Source organism: Turicibacter sanguinis, assembly GCF_013046825.1.
Lineage (GTDB): Bacteria > Bacillota_I > Bacilli_A > MOL361 > Turicibacteraceae > Turicibacter > Turicibacter sanguinis.
Map to the genome: position 1 here is coordinate 2782807 of NZ_CP053187.1, position 21148 is coordinate 2803954.

The 21148-nt window shown below is 33.9% G+C and carries 18 protein-coding genes and 2 tRNA genes; 3 read left to right on the top strand and 17 right to left on the bottom strand.

The features are described from left to right. Window positions 1-75: 75 nt before the first annotated feature. From HLK68_RS13490 to HLK68_RS13540, 11 genes are all read right to left on the bottom strand, one after another. Complete coding sequence (locus HLK68_RS13490; RefSeq protein WP_132942901.1) at window positions 76-2289, bottom strand: penicillin-binding protein; 2214 nt, start codon at window positions 2287-2289, stop codon at window positions 76-78. Between the two features lie 51 nt (window positions 2290-2340). Further along, complete coding sequence (locus HLK68_RS13495; protein WP_006785054.1) at window positions 2341-2694, bottom strand: hypothetical protein; 354 nt, start codon at window positions 2692-2694, stop codon at window positions 2341-2343. 20 nt (window positions 2695-2714) lie between these two features. Next, the gene (gene rsmH / locus HLK68_RS13500) at window positions 2715-3647 is read right to left on the bottom strand and encodes a 16S rRNA (cytosine(1402)-N(4))-methyltransferase RsmH (protein WP_006785053.1); all 933 of its coding nucleotides are present in this window, start codon (window positions 3645-3647) and stop codon (window positions 2715-2717) included. Window positions 3648-3659: 12 nt separating this feature from the next. After that, window positions 3660-4088, bottom strand: a complete 429-nt coding sequence (gene mraZ / locus HLK68_RS13505) for a division/cell wall cluster transcriptional repressor MraZ (RefSeq protein WP_006785052.1) — start codon at window positions 4086-4088, stop codon at window positions 3660-3662. 260 nt (window positions 4089-4348) lie between these two features. Beyond that, window positions 4349-4975, bottom strand: a complete 627-nt coding sequence (gene yihA, locus HLK68_RS13510) for a ribosome biogenesis GTP-binding protein YihA/YsxC (RefSeq protein ID WP_132942900.1) — start codon at window positions 4973-4975, stop codon at window positions 4349-4351. Between the two features lie 12 nt (window positions 4976-4987). After that, window positions 4988-7312, bottom strand: coding sequence for an endopeptidase La (gene lon, locus HLK68_RS13515; RefSeq protein ID WP_006785050.1), 2325 nt, complete (start codon window positions 7310-7312; stop codon window positions 4988-4990). 216 nt (window positions 7313-7528) lie between these two features. Then, complete coding sequence (gene clpX, locus HLK68_RS13520; RefSeq protein WP_006785049.1) at window positions 7529-8755, bottom strand: ATP-dependent protease ATP-binding subunit ClpX; 1227 nt, start codon at window positions 8753-8755, stop codon at window positions 7529-7531. Between the two features lie 177 nt (window positions 8756-8932). Beyond that, the gene (tig, locus tag HLK68_RS13525; RefSeq protein WP_006785048.1) at window positions 8933-10216 is read right to left on the bottom strand and encodes a trigger factor; all 1284 of its coding nucleotides are present in this window, start codon (window positions 10214-10216) and stop codon (window positions 8933-8935) included. An 80-nt stretch (window positions 10217-10296) separates the two neighbouring features. Next, window positions 10297-11265, bottom strand: a complete 969-nt coding sequence (locus tag HLK68_RS13530) for a hypothetical protein (protein WP_006785047.1) — start codon at window positions 11263-11265, stop codon at window positions 10297-10299. Window positions 11266-11347: 82 nt separating this feature from the next. Further along, window positions 11348-11424, bottom strand: a tRNA-Arg gene (locus tag HLK68_RS13535). Between the two features lie 489 nt (window positions 11425-11913). Continuing rightward, window positions 11914-12303 (bottom strand): hypothetical protein, encoded by a 390-nt coding sequence (locus HLK68_RS13540; RefSeq protein WP_006785046.1) that lies wholly within the window; start codon window positions 12301-12303, stop codon window positions 11914-11916. 333 nt (window positions 12304-12636) lie between these two features. Between HLK68_RS13540 and HLK68_RS13545 the strand changes: the two genes are divergently transcribed. After that, window positions 12637-12723 (top strand) — tRNA-Leu (locus HLK68_RS13545). Between the two features lie 140 nt (window positions 12724-12863). Further along, complete coding sequence (locus HLK68_RS13550; protein WP_006785045.1) at window positions 12864-13496, top strand: thioredoxin domain-containing protein; 633 nt, start codon at window positions 12864-12866, stop codon at window positions 13494-13496. Between the two features lie 217 nt (window positions 13497-13713). On the opposite strand, the gene HLK68_RS13555 is transcribed toward HLK68_RS13550, so the two are convergent. The 6 genes from HLK68_RS13555 to HLK68_RS13580 form a co-directional block, all read right to left on the bottom strand. After that, window positions 13714-14448, bottom strand: coding sequence for a hypothetical protein (locus HLK68_RS13555; protein ID WP_006785044.1), 735 nt, complete (start codon window positions 14446-14448; stop codon window positions 13714-13716). A gap of 85 nt (window positions 14449-14533) precedes the next feature. Next, window positions 14534-15037, bottom strand: a complete 504-nt coding sequence (locus HLK68_RS13560; RefSeq protein ID WP_006785043.1) for a GNAT family N-acetyltransferase — start codon at window positions 15035-15037, stop codon at window positions 14534-14536. 28 nt (window positions 15038-15065) lie between these two features. Next, entirely contained in the window at window positions 15066-16121 is a 1056-nt protein-coding gene (locus HLK68_RS13565; RefSeq protein ID WP_006785042.1) for a hypothetical protein, read from the bottom strand. Between the two features lie 132 nt (window positions 16122-16253). Further along, window positions 16254-16820 carry a hypothetical protein gene (locus HLK68_RS13570; RefSeq protein ID WP_006785041.1) on the bottom strand — a complete coding sequence of 189 codons (567 nt, stop codon included), beginning with the start codon at window positions 16818-16820 and terminating at the stop codon, window positions 16254-16256. Window positions 16821-16912: 92 nt separating this feature from the next. Continuing rightward, complete coding sequence (gene dcuC, locus HLK68_RS13575) at window positions 16913-18262, bottom strand: C4-dicarboxylate transporter DcuC (protein ID WP_229059691.1); 1350 nt, start codon at window positions 18260-18262, stop codon at window positions 16913-16915. Window positions 18263-18415: 153 nt separating this feature from the next. Further along, the gene (locus HLK68_RS13580) at window positions 18416-18796 is read right to left on the bottom strand and encodes a zinc-ribbon domain-containing protein (RefSeq protein ID WP_006785039.1); all 381 of its coding nucleotides are present in this window, start codon (window positions 18794-18796) and stop codon (window positions 18416-18418) included. A gap of 159 nt (window positions 18797-18955) precedes the next feature. Between HLK68_RS13580 and HLK68_RS13585 the strand changes: the two genes are divergently transcribed. Next, entirely contained in the window at window positions 18956-21136 is a 2181-nt protein-coding gene (locus HLK68_RS13585) for an ATP-dependent helicase (protein ID WP_170837682.1), read from the top strand. The last annotated feature ends 12 nt before the right edge of the window (window positions 21137-21148 follow it).

The following is a 21148-nucleotide window of genomic DNA, read 5'->3' on the forward strand; positions in this document are numbered from 1 at the left end:
ATTCTATTTAATTTATGCAGAATTTAAATAAAAAAAAGCCTAATAACGCTATTCAAAGCGTTATTAGGCTAAAATTTAGTCATTTACTGGTTCATTTTCTTGAGATATTTCTATCTCGGCAGAAGAATCTTCAGATTCGTTTTCTTCATGCGCCTCTTCTGTCACATTTTGAGATGGGGTTTTCGTCAACTCAATCACAATCTCAGTAGTAGACTGAATCTTTTGTTCAGGAGCTAATGATTGCGATGTCACAAATCCTTCTCCATTAAAGGTAACCTTTAATGAAGCTAATTCAGCAAAACGAACGACTTCATCTTTCGTCCAACCTTCAAAATTAGGTAATTCATATGTTTTACCTGTTTGTAAAAAGACTTTACTCCCACTCACCACTATATTTCCTGCTGAAGGAGATTGTGCAAAAACTTGATTTCCTGATCCAATCACAATCGGTTGCAAACCAGCCTCAATCAAACGTTGACTGGCCACTTCAACATTTTGATTAATGTATTGATTCACTTCAACATTTTGATAGACATCTTCAATGTTTGAAATAGGTGTTTTTTCTGCTCCTAAATACGTTAATCCTGTTTGCATGACGTAACGGTAAATTTGTCCAAGTTGGTCGTGTCCACCTGTTTCAGGTCTTGACATGGCCACATACATCACAAGCTCTGGATCATCTGCGGGTGCAAATCCGATATAACTATACAAATATTCATTAGCAAGATATCCATTAGCACCATCCGCAATCTGAGCCGTTCCGGTTTTCCCACCACTTGTAAAACCATCTAAACTATAAGCAAGACGTCCTGAACCATCTTCCTCGGCTACAACACCAACCATCAAATCTTTTACTTGTTTTGCCGTTTGTGCCGTAATAGGATTATCTAGCTTAATCGGCTCAAATTGATAAACATCTTTTTCCTGATTAGGATCATAAACACGTTCAATCAGTTGAGGTTGAATTAACTGTCCTTCATTTAAAATAGCTGTAATGGCCTGAATATGTTGAATCGGAGTCGTTAAAATCCCTTGACCAAATCCAGCTGTTATTTTTTGTGTCACATCCCAATCAGTCGGTAATGTTCCTGCTGATTCACTTGGTAAGGGTAATCCTACTTGACTTCCAAAACCGAATTTTTCAAGATATTCAATATTCGTCTCAGGCGTAATTCCATTCGTTAAAAGATCGATAATTGCCGTATTTGACGAACGATAGAACCCCTGATCGTAGGTAATCGTCCCCCAAGTCTGGGTCCAATCTCGTATAGTAGAACCATTCACTAAGCGTGATCCCGATTGAAAGTACTGACTTCCATTATATTTTCCTTCATTAATAGCAGCAGCATAGGTATAAATCTTCATCGTCGATCCCGGTTCAAATGAATCAGAGATCACTGGATTATTATAATTTTCAATATCTCTTATATTAGGATCAAAACTTGAACGGCTTCCCATTGCCAAAATCTCTCCTGTTTTAGGATTAGCGACAACGGCAACTAAACTCTGTGGATTCGCACTTTCCCAAACATTATCCATGGCTTCTTCTAATAAGGTTTGAATCGTCGAATCAAGTGTTAAATAGATATCTAAGCCATCACTTGCCTCTTCTAATACAAATTCTTCTTTATTTGGTTGAACATATCCCTTTTTATCTCTTAAATATTGAATACGTCCATTTTTTCCTTGCAAATACTCATCAAAGTACGATTCAATTCCCATCTCGCCTTCAAGGACACGATTGACTTCATCCCACTTCGTATATCCAAGCGTATGAGAGGCAAACATCCCATTAGGATAAAACCGTTTGATGTTTTCCGTAAACTTAATCCCTTTTAAATTCATCTGTTCTATTTTTTCTTTTTCTAAATAGGTTAATTGACGACCGGCATTTCCAAATTCAACCTGTTTTCGATCTTTAGATAAAATTTCTTTTATTTCAACTGCTGATAAATCGATGACCGTACTTAACTTATTAGCCGTATCATCAATATCTTCTACCACATCTCCATAACCTTCATATAGGTTAGCATATAAGGTATATGACGTTAACTGTTCTGCTAAAGCAACACCACTACGATCATAAATGGTTCCACGTTTACCCTGCACTTGTTCTTCAACTAAATAGACATTAAGCGCATACTGATATAAATCATGACCTTTTTTCTCACCCGTGAGTGCCATCTCGATAAAATGATAGGCAATGGATAAAAAAAAGACCAAGAAGAAAGCTGTTATAATGACTAGCATCTTTCTTCCTGTGTGATTGAGTCGTCTTTCTTTTTTCATACTAATCATCCTCACCATACATTTGCTTCTTGATTTATTTCTATGAGGATTTTACTCTCCAATGTTTACAATGTTATTATAAGTCGAAAGTCCATTTTGTTTGGCAATTTCCATAGCACGTGAATAAGTTGAAAGTTCCGCAATTTTTGAATACAATTCTTCATTCACAACAATCTGGTTCGAAATTTTTAATTTTAACGCCTCTGTTTCATAATGAATTTGAGTCATTTGAGCGTCTAAATAGAGTCTCCCAGCAATCAAACAAAAAGCTCCAACTCCTGTTAAAATTGCTAAATTAGTAAAATTGTATAAACTTTTTTTCTTACGTTTAACGACTGTTCTTTTGACGTGTTGCGATGAATGCGAAACCTCAATTTGTTCTAATTGCTTAACCGCAGTATTCATGATTTCTCTTCCCCCTTATTCTACTTCATTTTCATAGCTACCCTTAATTTTGCTGAATGAGAACGATTATTTTCCGTTAACTCTGTTTCATCTGCCACAATTGGTTTGCGAGTAATTAATTTAAATTCTGGCTGGAATTCTTGTGGAATAACTGGCAATCCTCTTGGAAGATCTTTTGCTTCACTTCGTTCTTTAAACATATGTTTACAAATACGATCTTCTAAAGAATGGAAGGTAATAACAGCCACTCGCCCTTCAACATTTAACATATCCATGGCATCTTTTAATGCCTTTTCAAATACTTTCAATTCATCATTTACCGCAATACGTAATGCTTGGAAGGTACGTTTAGCAGGATGACCACCTTTTCGTCTTGCCGGCGCTGGAATCGCAGATTTGATAATTTCTACTAACTCAAAAGTCGTTTCAATCGGTTGTTTTTCGCGATAACGTTCAATGGCACGTGCAATTTGTTTTGAAAATTTTTCATCGCTATAAACACGGAAAATATATTCTAAATTTTTATATTCCCACTCATTGACAATCTCATATGCTGATAATTCAGCCTCTTGATCCATACGCATATCTAACTTCGCATCATGATTATAACTAAATCCACGTTCAGGTGTATCAAACTGTGGCGATGATACGCCTAAATCAAAAATAATACCATCTATTTTCATTACCCCACGTGCATTTAATTCTTCTTTCAAATGAACAAAATTACTTTTAATAATTGTAAAATTGTCTCCAATTTCTTTTAAACGTTTCGTTGCATTCTCAATTGCAAATGAATCTTGATCAAATGAATACAGATGTCCTGTAGTTAATCTTTTTAAGATTTCACTACTATGTCCGCCACCACCTAAGGTGCAATCAACATAAATACCATCTTCTTTTATCTCTAAATTCTCAATTGATTCACGAAGTAAAACTGAGTAGTGATTAAACATGGTTGTAACCTCCTATAAATCAAATCCTATATTTTCGGCAATATCTAAAATAGAATCTACAGAGAAATCAAAATATTGCGTCCATTTTTCTTTCTCCCAAATTTCAATTCGATTTGAGACACCAATGATAACACAATCTTTACTAAGCCCTGCATAATTCATTAAGGGTGTTGATAGATTAATTCTTCCCTGTTTATCAAATTCACATTCACACGCACCAGAAAGAAAAAAGCGTGAAAATTGGCGGGCATCTTTACGATTAACAGGTAACCCATTCACTTTTTCAAGCAATATCTTCCATTCCTCTATCGGATAAATAAATAGACATTGGTCAATCCCTCTAGTAATAACACAACATTCGTTTAACTGCTCTCTAAACTTAGCAGGCATAATCAAACGACCCTTAGCATCTATACTATGATGAAACTCACCAATAAACATTTATATTCACCACTTATCTCCACAATCTCTATCTAACTATCCACATTTCACCATTAATTATACATTATCTAAGGTTGATTTAAAACAAAATTAAAAATTTTTTAAGGAAAAAGTTCTATAATATTTCCTTTTTTCATATAATAAAGTTTTTCTTTTGATATTTCCAAAAAATAACGCTACTTTATCGTTTAATCTGTCATTTTTTGTTTTATTTTCTCACATTAAAAAGCTATCTCTTGTTTCGAGATAGCTTCTTTATTTTATTCTTCCTCATGTTCGATTTCTTGAATAATATCATTGTATTGTTGGATTAAGTCTAAGAAAATTTCCCAAACCTCATCACGACCTTCATGAGTTTCTGAAGAGTAAGCCACAAAAACATCATCTTGATCAAATCCAAGCGTCTCCTTAATGAGTTTTTCTTGTTTTTTATACTGACTACGGTTCACTTTATCCTTTTTCGTTCCAATCACAACACTTGGGATTTCATAGTATTTGTATAACTGATACATTGCAATATCTTCCGCTGTTGGTTTATGACGATAATCCACCAATAAAACACCTAAGATTAATTCATCACGTTCAACTAAATATTCTTCAATCATACGTCCAAATGACTCTTTTAACGAGCGATTCACTTTGGCGTAACCGTATCCCGGAACATCAACTAAATACATCATATCATTAATGTTATAGAAATTTAATGTTTGAGTTTTCCCTGGACGGCTTGAAACACGTGCTAAGTGTTTACGATTTGTCAGTGAATTGATAAATGAGGATTTTCCAACATTCGAACGTCCTGCAAAAATCATTTCTGGTAATCCATCTGTTGGATAATGTTCCGCTTTGACACAACTTTTTATATATTCTGCTTTTGTTATATGCATATTCTCAACACCTTATCGTAACGCATGCTGTAAAACTTCATCTATCGTTGAAACAGGAATAAACGTCATTTGACTTTTTACGCTTTGCGGTATTTCATCTAAATCTTTTTCATTATCTTTTGGCATAATGATAGTTGTTAATCCTGCTCGATGAGCTGAAATTGATTTTTCTTTTAATCCACCTATTGGTAAAACACGACCTCTGAGTGTCACTTCTCCTGTCATTCCCACTTCGCGTTTTACAAATTTTTGACTTAAAGCAGAGACTAACGCTGTAACCATGGTCACCCCTGCAGATGGGCCATCTTTCGGAGTTGCTCCTTCTGGCACATGAATATGAATGTCATGATCTTTAAATAAATCTGGGTCAATGCCATACTTTTTAGCATTTGCACGAACAAAACTAATCGCAGCCTGCCCTGATTCTTTCATAACATCACCTAGTTTACCTGTTAAAACCATTTTGCCCGTCCCTTTATAATATGTGACTTCAACAGGTAAAATATCTCCTCCAAATTGAGTATACGCAAGTCCTGTCACGACACCAATTTGATCTTCTGTTTCAATCAATCCATGTGTATATTTATGTTTTCCTAATAACTCAACAAGCATAGAAGAATCCACATGTAATGATTCTACTTTTTCGGCTAATAATTTTCTAGCAACTTTTCGACAAATAGAGCCAATTTGGCGTTCTAACTGACGCACACCAGCTTCTCGAGTATAATATTGAATTAACTCTAAAATCACCGCTTCATCAATCGAAAGCTGTTCCTTCGTTAAGCCATGAGCCTCTAACTGTCTCTGTAGCAAATAACGTTTCGCAATTTCCGTTTTTTCCTGTTCTGTATAACTATCTACATGAATCATATCCATACGGTCACGAAGTGGTGCCGGAATATTTTCTAAATAGTTAGCTGTTGCAATAAACAAGACATTTGATAAATCATATTCTTCTTCTAAGTAATGATCACTAAAATGACTGTTTTGTTCAGGATCTAAAACCTCAAGCATCGCAGAAGCCGGATCTCCTTTATAATCACTCGCCATCTTATCAATTTCATCTAACAAGAAGACTGGATTTGTCGTTCCCGCTTTCTTCATCGCTTGAATCATTCGCCCTGGTAATGCTCCTAAATAAGTACGGCGATGTCCTCTAATTTCAGATTCATCCTTAACACCACCAAGTGATATCTTGACAAATTTTCGTCCTAAAGCATCTGCAATCGATTTTGCAAGTGATGTTTTCCCAACCCCAGGAGGTCCAACTAAACATAAAATAGTCGAAGGATTTTTACCTGTCATCGTTTTAACCGCTAAATATTCTAAAATGCGATCTTTAACTTTTTCTAATCCAAAATGTTGATTATTTAAAGTTTCTTCTGCAAATAAAATATCTGTATTATCGGTTGTTTGAATCGACCATGGTAGAGCTAGAATCCACTCAATATACGTTCTAACCACACCTGATTCACTTGAATTAGAGGGTAACATTTCAAAGCGTCGAATCTCCTCTAAAGCCTTAGCTTTAACTGCTTCAGGAACTCCTAATGCTTCTAACTTTTCTCTGAATTCTTGACTGACCGCCTCTTTTGAGTAATCATCACCTAATTCTTTTTGGATTGCTTTTGCTTTTTCTCGTAAATAAAATTCTTTTTGATGAGCATCTACCGAACGTTTAACTTCTTGATTAATTTTCATTTCAAGATCAGCGATGTATTTTTCTTTCTCGATATCTTTTAATAATAAGGTTAAACGCTCCTCAACATTTGTTTCTTGAAGATATTTTACCTTTTCTTCTTCTGATATACGTAAATAGAAGGCAACAATATCCGTTGCTTGATCTGCATTCGTTGCACTCTCAACCAATTCTTTTACATCATTTGGATGAACAAATAAAGAACTTCCATGTTCAACAACCGCTTCTTTTAATAGACGCATAATCGCGATTTCTTGTTCTTCTTGTAAAGGAGTTGATGGCATCGTCTGAACTGTCGCCATGAAATAAGGCTCTAACTGAGTATATTCTTGTATTTCAACTCGTGTTAAAGTATTAAACTTTACTTTATAATGTCCATTTGGTAACTTAATTTTCATCGTTACCTTGGCAATTGTTCCGTATTGGAGTAAATCTTCACTTTGCGGAACTTCCACATTTGGATCAACTTGTGAAACTAAAATAACATAGTTTGAGTATTCTTCACAAACCTCTAACGCTTCGATTGATTGTGGACGTCCAATTTCTAAACGAATTTCTGTATTAGGTAAAGAAATCACACCTCTCACAGGTAACACTGGAAGTGTATGTGTCTCCACACTGTTTACATCTATTCTCATTTCCACTCACCTCACTAGTACTTTGCATACGACGTATCATGCTACATATCACAATATCGGATTGTGTCTGTCTTTGTTTGCTTTTCATGTTTATCATGGACGGACAGTTTCATTGATATAGAAAAGGAAGCGATTCGCTTCCCATTCTCTACTACTATTATAACATAAAAAACTTTTGATATTTTATACGAAATAAAATAATTACTTCTTCCTTCATTAAGCAACGCCATCTTTAAAGATAAGTGTTGGTTTTGTATTATCAACAATAACATCACGTGTGATGATACATTTTTCAATATTCTCAGTTGAAGGAATCTCAAACATTACATCTGTCATGATAGATTCGATTATAGAACGAAGTCCACGTGCACCTGTTTTACGTTCAACGGCTTTTTCAGCAATGGCTGTAATAGCTCCTTCGTCAAACACCAGTTCCACATTATCCATTTTAAAGATTTTTTCATATTGCTTCGTTAATGCATTTTTAGGTTCTGTTAAAATACGAATTAAATCCTCTACTTCTAACGGATTTAAGGCACCAATAATTGGGAAACGACCGATAAATTCTGGAATCAAACCAAATTTCAATAGGTCATCTGGCTGAATATGAGCATAAATTTCTTTTTTAGTTAAATTATTAGCTTTAGAATCAGCACCAAATCCAATAACTTTTTTACCAATACGACGTTTAACCACTTCTTCAATACCAGCGAAAGCCCCACCTGCCATGAATAAAATGTTCGTTGTATCAATTTGAATAAATTCTTGATTTGGATGTTTACGCCCACCTTGTGGCGGTACATTAGCAACAGATCCTTCTAAAATTTTTAATAAAGCTTGCTGTACGCCTTCTCCAGATACATCACGTGTAATGGATGGATTATCTGAACGACGTGCAATTTTATCAATCTCATCAATGTAGATAATCCCTCTTTGGGCCTTTTCAACATTGAAATCAGCTGCTTGTAACAGTCGAAGTAAGATATTTTCAACATCTTCTCCTACGTATCCTGCCTCAGTTAATGAGGTTGCATCTGCAATAGCAAATGGAACATCTAATACCTTAGCTAACGTTTGAGCTAATAATGTCTTTCCACTTCCAGTTGATCCAAGTAATAAAATATTACTTTTTGAAATTTCAACACCATCACTATCATCTTGATTAGATGTTAAACGCTTATAATGATTGTAAACTGCAACCGCAAGAACTTTCTTAACATCTTCTTGACCAATCACATACTCGTTTAATAAATCAAAAATTTCTTTTGGTTTCGGTAATGTTTTAAACTCTTCACATAATTCATCTGACTGCTCATTTTCAATAATCTCTGAACACATCTGGATACATTCATCACAGATATACACACCAGGCCCCGCAATAATTTTGTTTACTTCGTCATGGCTTTTACCACAGAACGAACACGTAATATCGATGTTATTCATTCTTTACACCTCCATATACAGATAACTGATATCATCCATGTATTAGTATATATATTCAGTAGCATTGCATTTTATTAACGTCGTTTTTAGACATTTTTTGCAAATGCTTAAATTGCAAAAAATGAGGCACGAAGGATACGCGCCTCATTAAGTACTATCTATTACTATAGACTGTTATTATTTGCAAATTGCTTTTTCAACGATGAAATCAACAGCTTTTTGTACTTTTAAATCTTCTTTTAACATGGCTAAGCTTGGTAACGCAGCTTTTAACTCTTGAACGTCACGTCCATAAGCTCCTGCAATTTCAACTAATTTAGCATCTACTTCTTCTTCTGTTACATCGATGTTTTCAGCTTTAACGATTGCTTCTAATGTTAAGTTATAGCTTAAACGTTTTTCAGCTTCTGGACGTAATTGTGCTTTGAATCCTTCTAAATCAGTTCCAGTGAATTGGAAGTATAAATCTAAGTTGAATCCTTGCATTTGGAAACGTTGTTCTGCTTCTTTAACCATTTGCGCCACTTCAGCATCGATCATTTCAACTGGAATGTCAAATTTAGCATTTTCAGTTGCTTTTTCTACAACTGTATCAATCACGTGATTACGTGCTGCTGTTTCTTTACGTTCTTTGATTACTTTTTCTAAATCAGCTTTTAACTCTTCAACTGTTTCGATTCCGTCACGATCTAAATCTTTAACGAATTCATCATCTAATTGTGGTAATTCACGAGTTTTCACTTCATGAACTTTTACTTTAAATGTTGCTTCAGCTCCAGCTAAATCTGCTGAATGATAAGCTTCAGGGAATGTAACGTTGATTTCTTTTTCTTCACCAGCAGTCATTCCGATTAATTGTTCTTCAAATCCTGGGATGAAAGAGTTAGATCCGATAACTAATGGATGGTTTTCCCCTTTTCCACCTTCGAATGCTACACCATCTTTAAATCCTTCATAATCGATAACAGCTGTATCTCCATTTTCTACTGCTCCATCTTTTACAACGATTTCAGCTTGACGTTCTAATAACCCGTTTAATTCTGATTGAACATCTTCTTCAGTTACGTCAGTTGATAATTTTTCAACTTCGATTCCTGCATATTGTCCTAATTCAACTTCTGGTTTAACTACAACAGTTGCTGATGCAATTAACTCTTGCCCTTTACCGATTTGTTCGATATCCCAAGATGGCGCAGCAACAGGTGCAATATTTGTTTCTTGAATTGCTTGCATATATGCTCCTGGTAATACAACCTCTAATGCATCTTCATATAATGCTTCTACACCAAATTTTTGTTCGAACATTTGACGTGGCATTTTCCCTTTACGGAATCCTGGTACTGCTAAATTTTTAGATACTTTTTTGAATGCTGTATCTAATGCTTTATCAAATGATTCTGCAGAAATAGTCATCGTTAATTTTACTTTATTTGTTTCTACTGTTTCAACTTTAACTGCCATAATGTATACCTCCATCTATTAACCTTGCGTTTACATCTTTGTAACAACTTTTAAATTATAACATAGGCTTTTCCTAATTTCTACATTAATGATGATAAACTTAGTATATACTGACTCAATTTACAAGTTGTGTAATTTATTATAGAGCTATTCGTCGAACTTAAATCATCTCTTGCTAAAAAATCGTCATTTTCTCCCATAATTAACGCTAATAACCGCTCGATGACAAGCGATAAATCTAGGGTTTCATAGTTAGGAAAACAAAACTGATAAAAGAGATTCACTTGTAAAGACAAAAGAACCTTAACCTCATCAAATAAGTCCATTTGTTCGATTATTTCATTCACTTGCTCTAATTTTTTATTAAATGGCATTAACGTCTGTAAATTAGTCAAAATCATTCCTTCAGATTCTCCTGAATCATTAGCCCGTGGCAAACTCCAATTCAATTCTTTTTTGGCTAACAACTCAAACAGAATCGTTTTCAAAATAGGAGAGGGTGCTTGTTCATAAAATGTGATTAAGGGTTGTTTAAAATAGCCTAATTCCTCATTTGAATATTGGGACAAATCCGAAAGAATTAACAAAGACTGTTCAAATGAACACCCTTCATTTAAGCGAACAACTTGTTTTTCAATGGATTGAACCCAATATTCTTCGTAAAATGTTTTAAGCTGAGCGATTAACTCCTGCAAATTTTTATAGGCAAAAACTGATAAGTTTTTTTTACAGTCCGCTTCTAGCTCAGTTAATAAAACATCATTCTGATCAAAATGATAAAGTAAAAAACGATGAGCAAGTATCGATAAGTCTCCTAAACCAACAGGCATTTGACTCAAAACGTCCTCAACACTATCAAACTCTTTTTTTATAAAATAACAGGTTAATAACTTTTTTTGAAGCAATTCCTTCCCTTGACTTGGATTCGATTGTTCAATAAAATCCTCAATCAGACAAATCGCTTGATCAATATATCCTTTATCAATCAATTCATCCGCCTTGTTTATTTTTTGTTCATAGTTTGTAGGAAAATCAATAACTCGAGACATGTTTCACCTCTGGATCTAGCATTTTTATTAATTATAATAAAAAAAAGAACTACTAATGCAGTTCTCAAAATTTACTTTTTAATGGCATCCCGGGAGGGATTCGAACCCCCGACCGACGGCTTAGAAGGCCGTTGCTCTATCCTGCTGAGCTACCGAGACATGTTGTTGTTTTCCACATTGACTATATTAAACCATTTCAACACTTTTGTAAATAACTTTTTGAATATTTTTATTAAGAAATTTTTTCCATTTAATCGCAACGACTCAAAAGATAATAAGGAATACTAAAGTTAGAGTATGATCTTCCTACTGATACGGATTCTTTATTCCTCAACATAGAGTTTAGCTTTCAATCTATGAATGAGTATCTTAATTTTTTCCTAACTAACGTCTAAGGTCTAGTTTATCTTCCTCTTTATAAACAATTACGATTGTTAGATCATCTACAGACTCTCATCGAGATTTTAAACCTTATTGAAGGTTAACAAACACTTCATTTCCTCTTATCTCATTTCAAGGTTAAGAAAGAGGCTTAAAGATAAAAAGATTTATCATTTTTAAATCAGAGCCTTTTCCTACTTAATCAAGCGACTCGCTAAAAAGGATTGCGCTATGAATCGCAATCCTTTTACTCTTGAATGAATTAAATTAGACTAAAGGTAATTCTTTATGATCAAGTAATTTACTTTCGACTCTGACACTTTGAATGTCGTATTCACCATAATGAATATTTTCAAGTTTTTGAACCCAAGCCCATCGATCATAAGGGAATAAGGAAATAATTTCCGAATGTTCTTCATAAAACTTTTCAAGGTACTCTCGACAAAACGCTTCCGATTCAAATGGTAAACTTACTTTAAGGTAGGAGCGTGTGTATTCTTCTACTTTATCAGTAACAAAATCTTCGAGTAACTGATTTTGTAAATGCAACTCATTTTCAGCCCAATCTGAAATTTTTTGTTTAACCCCAGCTTGTGACGCTAAAAATTCTTCTTCACTTACTATTTTATTTGATGCTGACTGCCAGTACATAATCATATAAAATCCCTCCAAATTATTTTTTGTGCTTTTTTCTTATGACACTCTACATCCCAACACACCGTCGTCCGACAAAATTCAGCTTTATTTTATTTTCGAATGTTTCAAGTGCTCTAAGAAAACGCTTTATATTCATAATATACGTTTAAAAAATTAAAAAATTCATCATTTTATCTTTTTTCTTGTACAAATTTCAAATAAAAATAATCATTGCTACGATTTTTCAATTTCCTTCTCCTTTAAACTTTGTAAATCAAAAAATCTTATTTTTAAAAATATATTTAGGAAAAATATTGAAATTTATAAAATTCATGCTATAATTAATTTTGTAAAGCCAGTGTGGCGAAATTGGTAGACGCAGTGGACTCAAAATCCACCGGAGTTTACTCCTTGCCGGTTCGAATCCGGCCACTGGTACCAACAAGCCATTCATTCATTTAAATAGATTAGACAACCTACTACATGTAGGTTGTCTTTTTTTTGTTTCACTTTAAATGATTGAATTTTATTCCAAAAAGTGGTAAAATTATCAATCATGTTTTATATTCGTGGGGGGAAATATGAACTACTTGAAAAACTATTCTTTATTAGCAAGTTTAATCGTCTTAATTTATTTTTTTTACACCTCATTAATCTATCAAAACCAGCCCGAAACCCTTTCAGCGCCTAATCTTCCTTTATTCAGCAATCATGAAGTTAAAAAATCTACAATTATTATTGAAAGCTTTGGAAGAACAGGATGTCCTTATTGTACGATTTTAAAAGAAAATCTATATCGGGAACTGTTTCATCCTAATTCTGACCTCTTAGGCATTTCAGCAAGATACTATAATATAAAAAATAAAAAAATTAAAAGTTATTTTAATGAGTGGCTAGAAAAATTCAATCTTCCTGAAAATCTAAAAGGGGCCGTTCCCGCTACCATCGTTAATGGAACTTACTTACTTCTTGGTTATAACGAAGAATCTACCTCTTTTTACCTGAATATTTTAGATCAAATCTCAAACGGTGAAACAATTGAGGAAAATCCGGATCAATATTTGTTTTTAATCAAAGATGAATATCGTCATTCATTAACGACTCCAACTTATTATTTACACTCATCCTTTCTTCCATTAAATCTATCGCTTCTAACTTATTCAGTCTTACTTACTATTTATTCCTGTCGAAAACCCAAGTCGTTAATAAACTAAATCTATCTTAAAAAGGTGAAGTCTAGCTATAGACTTCACCTTTTTAAAAGAATAGTTCACATAAAAGTAGATACGTAATACACATTTCAAAAATAGCACCAAAAATAAAAGCTTCAATTGTCATATTATTCACTCCAAGATTTCCTTTGCAATTTTACTTTTATTATTTGTCTTTTTTTTCTCTTTACTCTATAAATTGTTAGAATCTCTATTTTTTTTACTGAGAAACTAAAATCTTGTAAACATGATATTTTTCATTATCAAAAACTAGATAAGCTGAAACATATCCTAGCGTGTCATTGTGAGAACGCCCTAATATACGGTGAGTTAAAATCAAATCGCTACCTTGATCAAACATTTTACTCTCAATTGAATCCGCATCGCTAACATGTGCTACGATGCCCTGAATCGGTTCTTTTAACATTCCCTGTTCATCATAAATCACCTTTAAATATTCAGGTGATTTATCTTTTAAATTAATTAACCTTGTTTGTTCTGAATTTAAATTTTTGACCTCAACTTGGTATCGATCTAAATATTGAACTTGATACTTCATTTTTTCCTCATACATGTCACTACTAAAAGCTAAACAAAATTCATGATTATGATTGAGTAACAAGTAATACTTCAATTCATTTCCGGTTCCACCACTTAAAATATACACACCAATATCTAATTGTCCATCATGATTGAAATCTTCCACATGTATCCCGCCACCCATTCCACTTGAAGTTGGAATGGCGTAATAACGACGTTCTTTATCCTTTCCATTTTCAATCACTAACGTTATTTCATTAATAATTAAGTCATCATTATTTTTAATTCCCAATAAATAAATCGTTTCAGCAACTCCATCTCCGGATAAATCACTTTGATGTTTATCTAACTGGACAACAGTTTTGGTTCGATAATGATTCTGGCTAGAGCGGTAACCGCTAATTCCATATTCCATACTATCCCCTCACTTTGCCTGCTTACCTTTTTAGTATATGCCAATCCATTAGGAGTGAGACAGGTAACAGTTCAAAAATTTCAAACTAAACCCCAACCTTTAAACTTCTTCTTTCCATAAACAAAACATCTCTAAAGACGCCTTCTCTTGTTTTCCCCATCTTTTCGCGATATCCCACATATCTAAATCCACATTTTTGATGTAACCTAAGACTTGCTACATTTTCTGGAAATATACCTGAAATCAAACTCCAAATCCCATTTTGTTCAGATTCTGTAATTAAATAATTTAATAATTGCTCTCCAATCCCTTGTCCGATTACGTGTTGATCCAAATAAATACTGACTTCAGCGACGCCTTCAAAACAAGATCGCGAACTCGTTTGACTCAAGGCAGTCCATCCTATGACCTCTTCTCTTTCATTTAAGACCACAAACCGACAAAAGGGAAGATGGTTCGCGTCAAACCCTTCCCAAGTTGGGACATCCGATTCAAACGTACAATGATGAGAATCAATCCCCTGCTTATAAATAGTTCCTACTCTTTCATAGTGCTTTGGTTGCATGTTATGAATAGTAATTTGCATCATGAACTTCCCCCTTCTAGATCTTTAAATGTTAATTAAATAAATCATGATTAGCTTGAATAAAAAAACCTTCACTCATCATTAACCCCATTAAATTAAAAGGAGTAAATGAATCGTTATTATTTTTTTCAAAGAATTGATTTAATTCTAGAAACAACTGCTCTTGCCAAGTTTTCATTCCGACCTTTAGTTGTTTTTTATTTTTATTGATGAATCGCTCTAATTTTTCGAGTGTAAAAGCATCTTTTAAGATGACGAATTCAAACAAAATAATGGAACTCGGACTTAACTCCTTTTTTAATCTGATTTTTTGAAGTGGCATTAATGAATGATAAAATTGTCTCAAATAACCAAAATAACGAATTGACATTAAAGCATAAATAACATCCTCTGACGATGTCAGAGGATACTGATTTTTAATGATGACTTTCAAGGTAGACCTTTCAAAGTTTTTAATAAATTTCTTTAATGACTTGCCTCCCTCAATCAAAAAATCCGTTGATGAGTCTTTACGACCTTCGACCCAATTCGCATGTGGTAAGTATAATCCTGAATAGATTTCAGAATTTAAATCATACAACTCTATGATTAACTTTAAACACTCTCTTTTATAAAGCAACGTTCTAAATGGATTTTTTACTTTTCGACAACATTGTTGTTCTTTTGATGATTGAATCTCCAGTAAGTACTGCATTCTTTCACCATGTAATACCCCAATGGATTGAAGTGAATCAACCAAACAAATTCCAGCATCATTAAATAAAACATTTTCAATTTTAAAACAACCAAAATCTAATTGAGTCACATTATATAAAAAATTAGGTATCACCAAATCAAATAAATACTTAGGACTGGTGTACCTCAAGGATCTCATTTTTCTTTCAGCACCGTTTAAAAATCTTGGATACATACAGATTAAAACAATTAAACTAATCGACAATCCAAAAATAAAACAATAACTTAGAGCCGTTTTTATTTCAAACAGTAAGATTATTAAACTAATAAAAAAAATAAAACACAAGATTTGAATTTCCATCTTCCTTTTGTTTTTTAAATAGGTCAAACATGGATGACTATCTACCACCATGAGGATTCCTCCTAATAATAATTATTTCTATTATAGCTTATTTCCAAAAAATAATTCCTATTTTTCTAAAATTTTACATGCTGTTTGATTCTTTTTTATGAACCATAAAAAAAAAGACATTAACATGTCTTTTTAAATAAGGCCTTTAACCATCTGGTCAAATGTTTCTTTATCGCTATATTCGATTTGATCGACTTCCCAGTGATATAAAAACGCAATAAGCGGACTTTCTGTTTGTTTAATCAAATTGAATCGAATATATTGTTCATCAACCGTTTTAATAATAATTGAAATTTGATTAAATGTCTGTTGGCCTAAAGCTAATTTAATTTTCATCTGTCGATACTGATCGGTTTTTGCACAACAATTACCATAATAAAAAAATTGGTAATTAGCACTTTGAATAAAACGATTGGATAAATAAGTTTTATTTTTTTCATTATAATCTTCATCATTATTTTCATCAACTCGATGTCTCATAATGAGATTGACATGATAGGCAACAATTTCAAGTGGAGTTGGATGACAAAACGTCAAATAACTTAACCCAATCAAAACAACGGTTACCACCACTAAAGTTAGCCAAAAACACCAAGTTGAATTAAATAAAACAGGTCCTATTAAGATATATCGTAACATAAATGCAAAGGCTATTAAACTATCATAAACTAATAAAAATGTTCGATTGATTCTAAGCATCTCTTTCCCTCCTCTAGCATTTAGCTTCTTACTCACCCTTTACTTCATTATATGAAAAGAGGCTTGATATGCTACTAAGGAGAAAGAGAATCCTAAAGAATCACATACGTTAAAACAATCGATAACACCATTCCAACAAGGACTGGAACGATGGTTCTCTTAATGAGTCGCACGGGAGAAACATTCATCATCGACGAGATAATAATAACCGTTGGGGAAACTGGAGAAATACTTTTGACTAAATGAGAAACAAATTGCATTGGAATTGCTAAACTTATGGCTGAAATTCCCACAGACTCGGCAAAGGATGGCATTAGCTCAACAAATGCGTAAAAGATTGCTAATCCACTTCCACTTAATAACCCAACAAATAAAGCCAGTAAACAAAAAGCGAGAGTCAACATTAGACCAGCTGCATTTAAATGATTTATAACCTCCCCCATTAAATCGATCACGCCTAAAATCTTTAATCCCTCTACAAAGGTTAAAGCCGCTACAACCTGAGCCACAACAGTCGTTAGTCCAACGCCCATCCCATTAAAGAAGGCTTGAATCTCAGCGGTTCCCTTTTGAAATGAACGCATTCGAATCACTTCACACAATATACTCACCATCAATGAGAAAAAGATGACTTCAGAAATACCTAAATTCACATCCGATACAAAATAAAAAATCAGCATTAAGAGTAACGGTAACATAGGAAGGATTGCATAAAACATCGGTAGCTGATCCGTTACTTCCTTAAGTTTTGGCAATGTTGAAGTGATTTCACTTCTTTCTAAATGATCTTGACGTTTTTGCCAAATAAAATGAACGATTGCCATCATTAAGATAATAGGAATGGAAATTTTAGCATGATAATTAAACACATAGTCTGTAACAGGAAGACCAAGTGCTTCAGATGCTAGTAAATTATCAGCACCTAATGGTGTTGGGGCAATCGTTGCTGATGTAGCAATCACAGCTCCCACAGCTAAAGGGGAAACACCTGCACTCGTTAAGATAGGGAAGGCTGTTGCCATCAACATCACTGACAAACTCGAAGAACTTGGAATAATGATACACAAAAAATTTCCAATCAAATAAAATATAGGAATTAATAACGCTTTGATTTTAATGTGCTTTAAGGGGGCTGATAACACGCTAACAGTTTTTTCATCTGCCCTAATGGCCTTCATATACGCCGTATAACCAAATAATAATAACAGTGTAAAGCTAGCGCCACTTAATTGTTTGGTAAAGAGATTCCCCATCACCTTGAAAATATCAAAAAAAGGAACTCCACTACTACTTTCACTCGGTAGAATAACTTTATTCATCAATAAAGCACTCAACATCAACAGGATTCCACTACCGAACATGACTAATTTAATGTCATACTTTTTCTTAATTAAATAAGCTGCCAATATAATCACAATCAATGCAATGATTAACTCACTCATTTTCTCACCCTTTCCTTTACATGTTGTTAACATTTTGCTTCACGTGATAAAATCCTGTGTCATTATACTTTATTTTTAATTTTTTCGCCACCATTCGACAGCATTTACAAAAAAAAGTTCTTATGAAGTCAATTTCTTCATAAGAACTTTCTCTTAAATTCTCCAATCAATTTGATTGGATTGAGGAGCTGAACAATATGGACAATATTTCGTGTTAGCATCAATCTCAGCCCCACATTGCTCACAATGATACTTGCTCCTCATTTGATTAAGTTGTGCTTGAATTTCTCTTATCTTCATTTTTTGTTGAGACACTTCATGAAATAATTCTTGTAATTCATCACTTTGCTTCACATCAACTATTTTATTTTGGTAAACATATTCACCGATTCGCTCATAAAGATCATTCAAATCTAGTTTAGCCGCATTCAACGCCACATTTAATTTTCCAATTTCAATCCATTTACTCGTCGTTTTAATCGAAGCATTGGCTGTTTTATTCATATTTTTTTGAAAGTCATCCCAAAATGCCATCGCGCTCACCTTCCTTTCTACTGTATCATATTAAGAAGACGAGTGAATGGTCCTCATTCTCTAAATGAAACCAAACAAGCAATGAAATTTTTAGTCAAATTGGGACTCATCTTGTATAATAAAGATAAACAAAATGTGTCATTAGGAGGAATTTTCATCATGGACTTATATACCTACCTCAATCAATATCATCAAATTGTATTAACTGATGATCAATTAGCAGCGACTCAAGCCCTTGATGGTCCCATTTGTGTGATTAGCTGTCCAGGAAGCGGGAAAACGACAGTAACCGTAATTCGGTTAGCTAATTTGATTTTAAGTGGAAAGGTTCATCCTCAACAAATTCTAGCCTTAACCTTCTCAAAAGCATCGGCACGTGATCTGAATGAGCGATTCCAAGCATTATTCCCCAAACTCTCAAAACAAGTTCAATTTTCAACGATTCATAGTTTCGCTTTTCAACTGATTAAACACTACCAACAACTGAGTGGGGTAATGTATCAATTTATTGAAGGAAATCAGACGACTCTTCATAAAAAGCAACTCTTAACACAATTTTACATCGAAACAACTGAACGTTATCCAAGCGACGATGATTTAGAAACGCTCACTGGCCAAATCAGTTTACTTAAAAACTTGATGATAGAACCGCATCATACGAAAGAAATCAAACAATACGTCGAAACAGAAGTTGAGGAATTCATTCAACTTTATAAAAAATATGAAGCCTTCAAAGAATCGAGATATTTACTCGACTACGATGATCTACTCACTACAGCCTTCTCTATCCTTAAACATCACGATTACCTTTTAAATTTTTATCAAACCCGTTATACCCACATTCAAATCGATGAGGCGCAAGATACCTCAAAAATCCAATACGAACTCATCAAACTCATTGCCAGTCGCCATCATAACATTTTTTTAGTAGGAGATGATGATCAAAGTATCTATGCATTTCGAGGAGCTTATCCAAAACAGCTATTAACTTTTAAAGAAACCTTTAAAGAAGCTCGCATCCTCTATATGAATCAAAATTTCCGTTCAACAGCCTCTATTGTATCAACGAGCTCTCAATTCATCCAACATAATAAAAGTAGATATAAAAAAACGATTCAAACTCAAAATGAAACCGGAATGTCCCCCACTCTTCATCATTTTCAAACCGAACAAGAACAATTATCTTTTTTAATCACCACGCTAAAACAAGCAGAAGATTTAAACGATGTGGCGATTTTGTATCGTCAAAATGTTTCTGCTCTTCCCCTGATTGAACAATTCGAACGTCACCAAATCCCTTTCAAACTCCAAGAAGGAAAACTTTCATTTTTCTACCATCCCATTGTCAGAGATATCAAGGCCATAATCACCTTATCAAGATCACCTAACCACTTAGAATCCTTTCAACGCGTGGCGAAAATTCTCTATCTCTCAGCCACAACTCAACATCAAGTGACCTCTCAAACAGAAAGTGGCTATCTCGATTATTTAACACGACTGGTTACTTTTAATTCCACTTATCAACGTGAAAAAGTCCGTCTCTTTAAACAAAACCTCATGAAACTTCCAAGTCTACCTTGCAATCGGATGATGGCTTTTATTTTAAATACTTTAGATTATGAAAGTTATCTAATCAAAAAAGGATTCTTAAAAGATGAAAAAGGGGAACGCCTTTATACCCAAGGGATGGCAGTTTTAGAAACCTTAAAAATGATTGCCAAAGACGTAGATTCTCACGAAGCCTTTCTTGAGCGCCTTGAACACCTCAGGCTAATTAGTGAACAAAGCACCACACAAGCAAAAGGAGTTAACCTTTTAACTTTTCATGCCTCAAAAGGCTTAGAATTTAAAACCGTCTTTTTAATTGATTGTATGAATGGCATCACGCCACCCCAAACAGCAATCATCGAAGCCAAAAGTCAAATTTTTGACCATTATGAAGAAGAGCGTCGTCTTTTTTATGTCGCCATGACACGGGCAAAAGAGCAATTGACGCTACTAAGTGTTGCTAAAAAACATAATCTATTATTTAGTCGCTCAAACTTTTATAAAGAAGTTTCCAAGATTCTTAATCCAATTGACGAAGAACCCAAACCCGTCTCAAGTCGCCTCAGTCATGGAAAAAAAATTGAAGAGTTAAAAAGAGGCCTAATAACCTCAGAATCCGCTGACTTAACGCCTTTTAAAGAAGGTTCCGTGATTAATCATAAACGATTTGGAACAGGAACCATTATTGAAAAAGAAGGAGAAATTGCGACGATTCAATTCGAAAATGAAACCAAACGAATCAGTCTCAGAATAACTGTTTTAAATGGAAATGTCGAATTGGTTTCAAGTTAATCAAAAAAACGT

Excerpts from the sequence above, each read along its gene's own strand:
- HLK68_RS13490 (WP_132942901.1), bottom strand. The coding sequence starts at position 2,289 with ATGAAAAAAGAAAGACGACTCAATCACACAGGAAGAAAGATGCTAGTC.
- HLK68_RS13495 (WP_006785054.1), bottom strand. The coding sequence starts at position 2,694 with ATGAATACTGCGGTTAAGCAATTAGAACAAATTGAGGTTTCGCATTCA.
- rsmH (WP_006785053.1), bottom strand. The coding sequence starts at position 3,647 with ATGTTTAATCACTACTCAGTTTTACTTCGTGAATCAATTGAGAATTTA.
- mraZ (WP_006785052.1), bottom strand. The coding sequence starts at position 4,088 with ATGTTTATTGGTGAGTTTCATCATAGTATAGATGCTAAGGGTCGTTTG.
- yihA (WP_132942900.1), bottom strand. The coding sequence starts at position 4,975 with ATGCATATAACAAAAGCAGAATATATAAAAAGTTGTGTCAAAGCGGAA.
- lon (WP_006785050.1), bottom strand. The coding sequence starts at position 7,312 with ATGAGAATAGATGTAAACAGTGTGGAGACACATACACTTCCAGTGTTA.
- clpX (WP_006785049.1), bottom strand. The coding sequence starts at position 8,755 with ATGAATAACATCGATATTACGTGTTCGTTCTGTGGTAAAAGCCATGAC.
- tig (WP_006785048.1), bottom strand. The coding sequence starts at position 10,216 with ATGGCAGTTAAAGTTGAAACAGTAGAAACAAATAAAGTAAAATTAACG.
- HLK68_RS13530 (WP_006785047.1), bottom strand. The coding sequence starts at position 11,265 with ATGTCTCGAGTTATTGATTTTCCTACAAACTATGAACAAAAAATAAAC.
- HLK68_RS13540 (WP_006785046.1), bottom strand. The coding sequence starts at position 12,303 with ATGATTATGTACTGGCAGTCAGCATCAAATAAAATAGTAAGTGAAGAA.
- HLK68_RS13550 (WP_006785045.1), top strand. The coding sequence starts at position 12,864 with ATGAACTACTTGAAAAACTATTCTTTATTAGCAAGTTTAATCGTCTTA.
- HLK68_RS13555 (WP_006785044.1), bottom strand. The coding sequence starts at position 14,448 with ATGGAATATGGAATTAGCGGTTACCGCTCTAGCCAGAATCATTATCGA.
- HLK68_RS13560 (WP_006785043.1), bottom strand. The coding sequence starts at position 15,037 with ATGATGCAAATTACTATTCATAACATGCAACCAAAGCACTATGAAAGA.
- HLK68_RS13565 (WP_006785042.1), bottom strand. The coding sequence starts at position 16,121 with ATGGTGGTAGATAGTCATCCATGTTTGACCTATTTAAAAAACAAAAGG.
- HLK68_RS13570 (WP_006785041.1), bottom strand. The coding sequence starts at position 16,820 with ATGCTTAGAATCAATCGAACATTTTTATTAGTTTATGATAGTTTAATA.
- dcuC (WP_229059691.1), bottom strand. The coding sequence starts at position 18,262 with ATGAGTGAGTTAATCATTGCATTGATTGTGATTATATTGGCAGCTTAT.
- HLK68_RS13580 (WP_006785039.1), bottom strand. The coding sequence starts at position 18,796 with ATGGCATTTTGGGATGACTTTCAAAAAAATATGAATAAAACAGCCAAT.
- HLK68_RS13585 (WP_170837682.1), top strand. The coding sequence starts at position 18,956 with ATGGACTTATATACCTACCTCAATCAATATCATCAAATTGTATTAACT.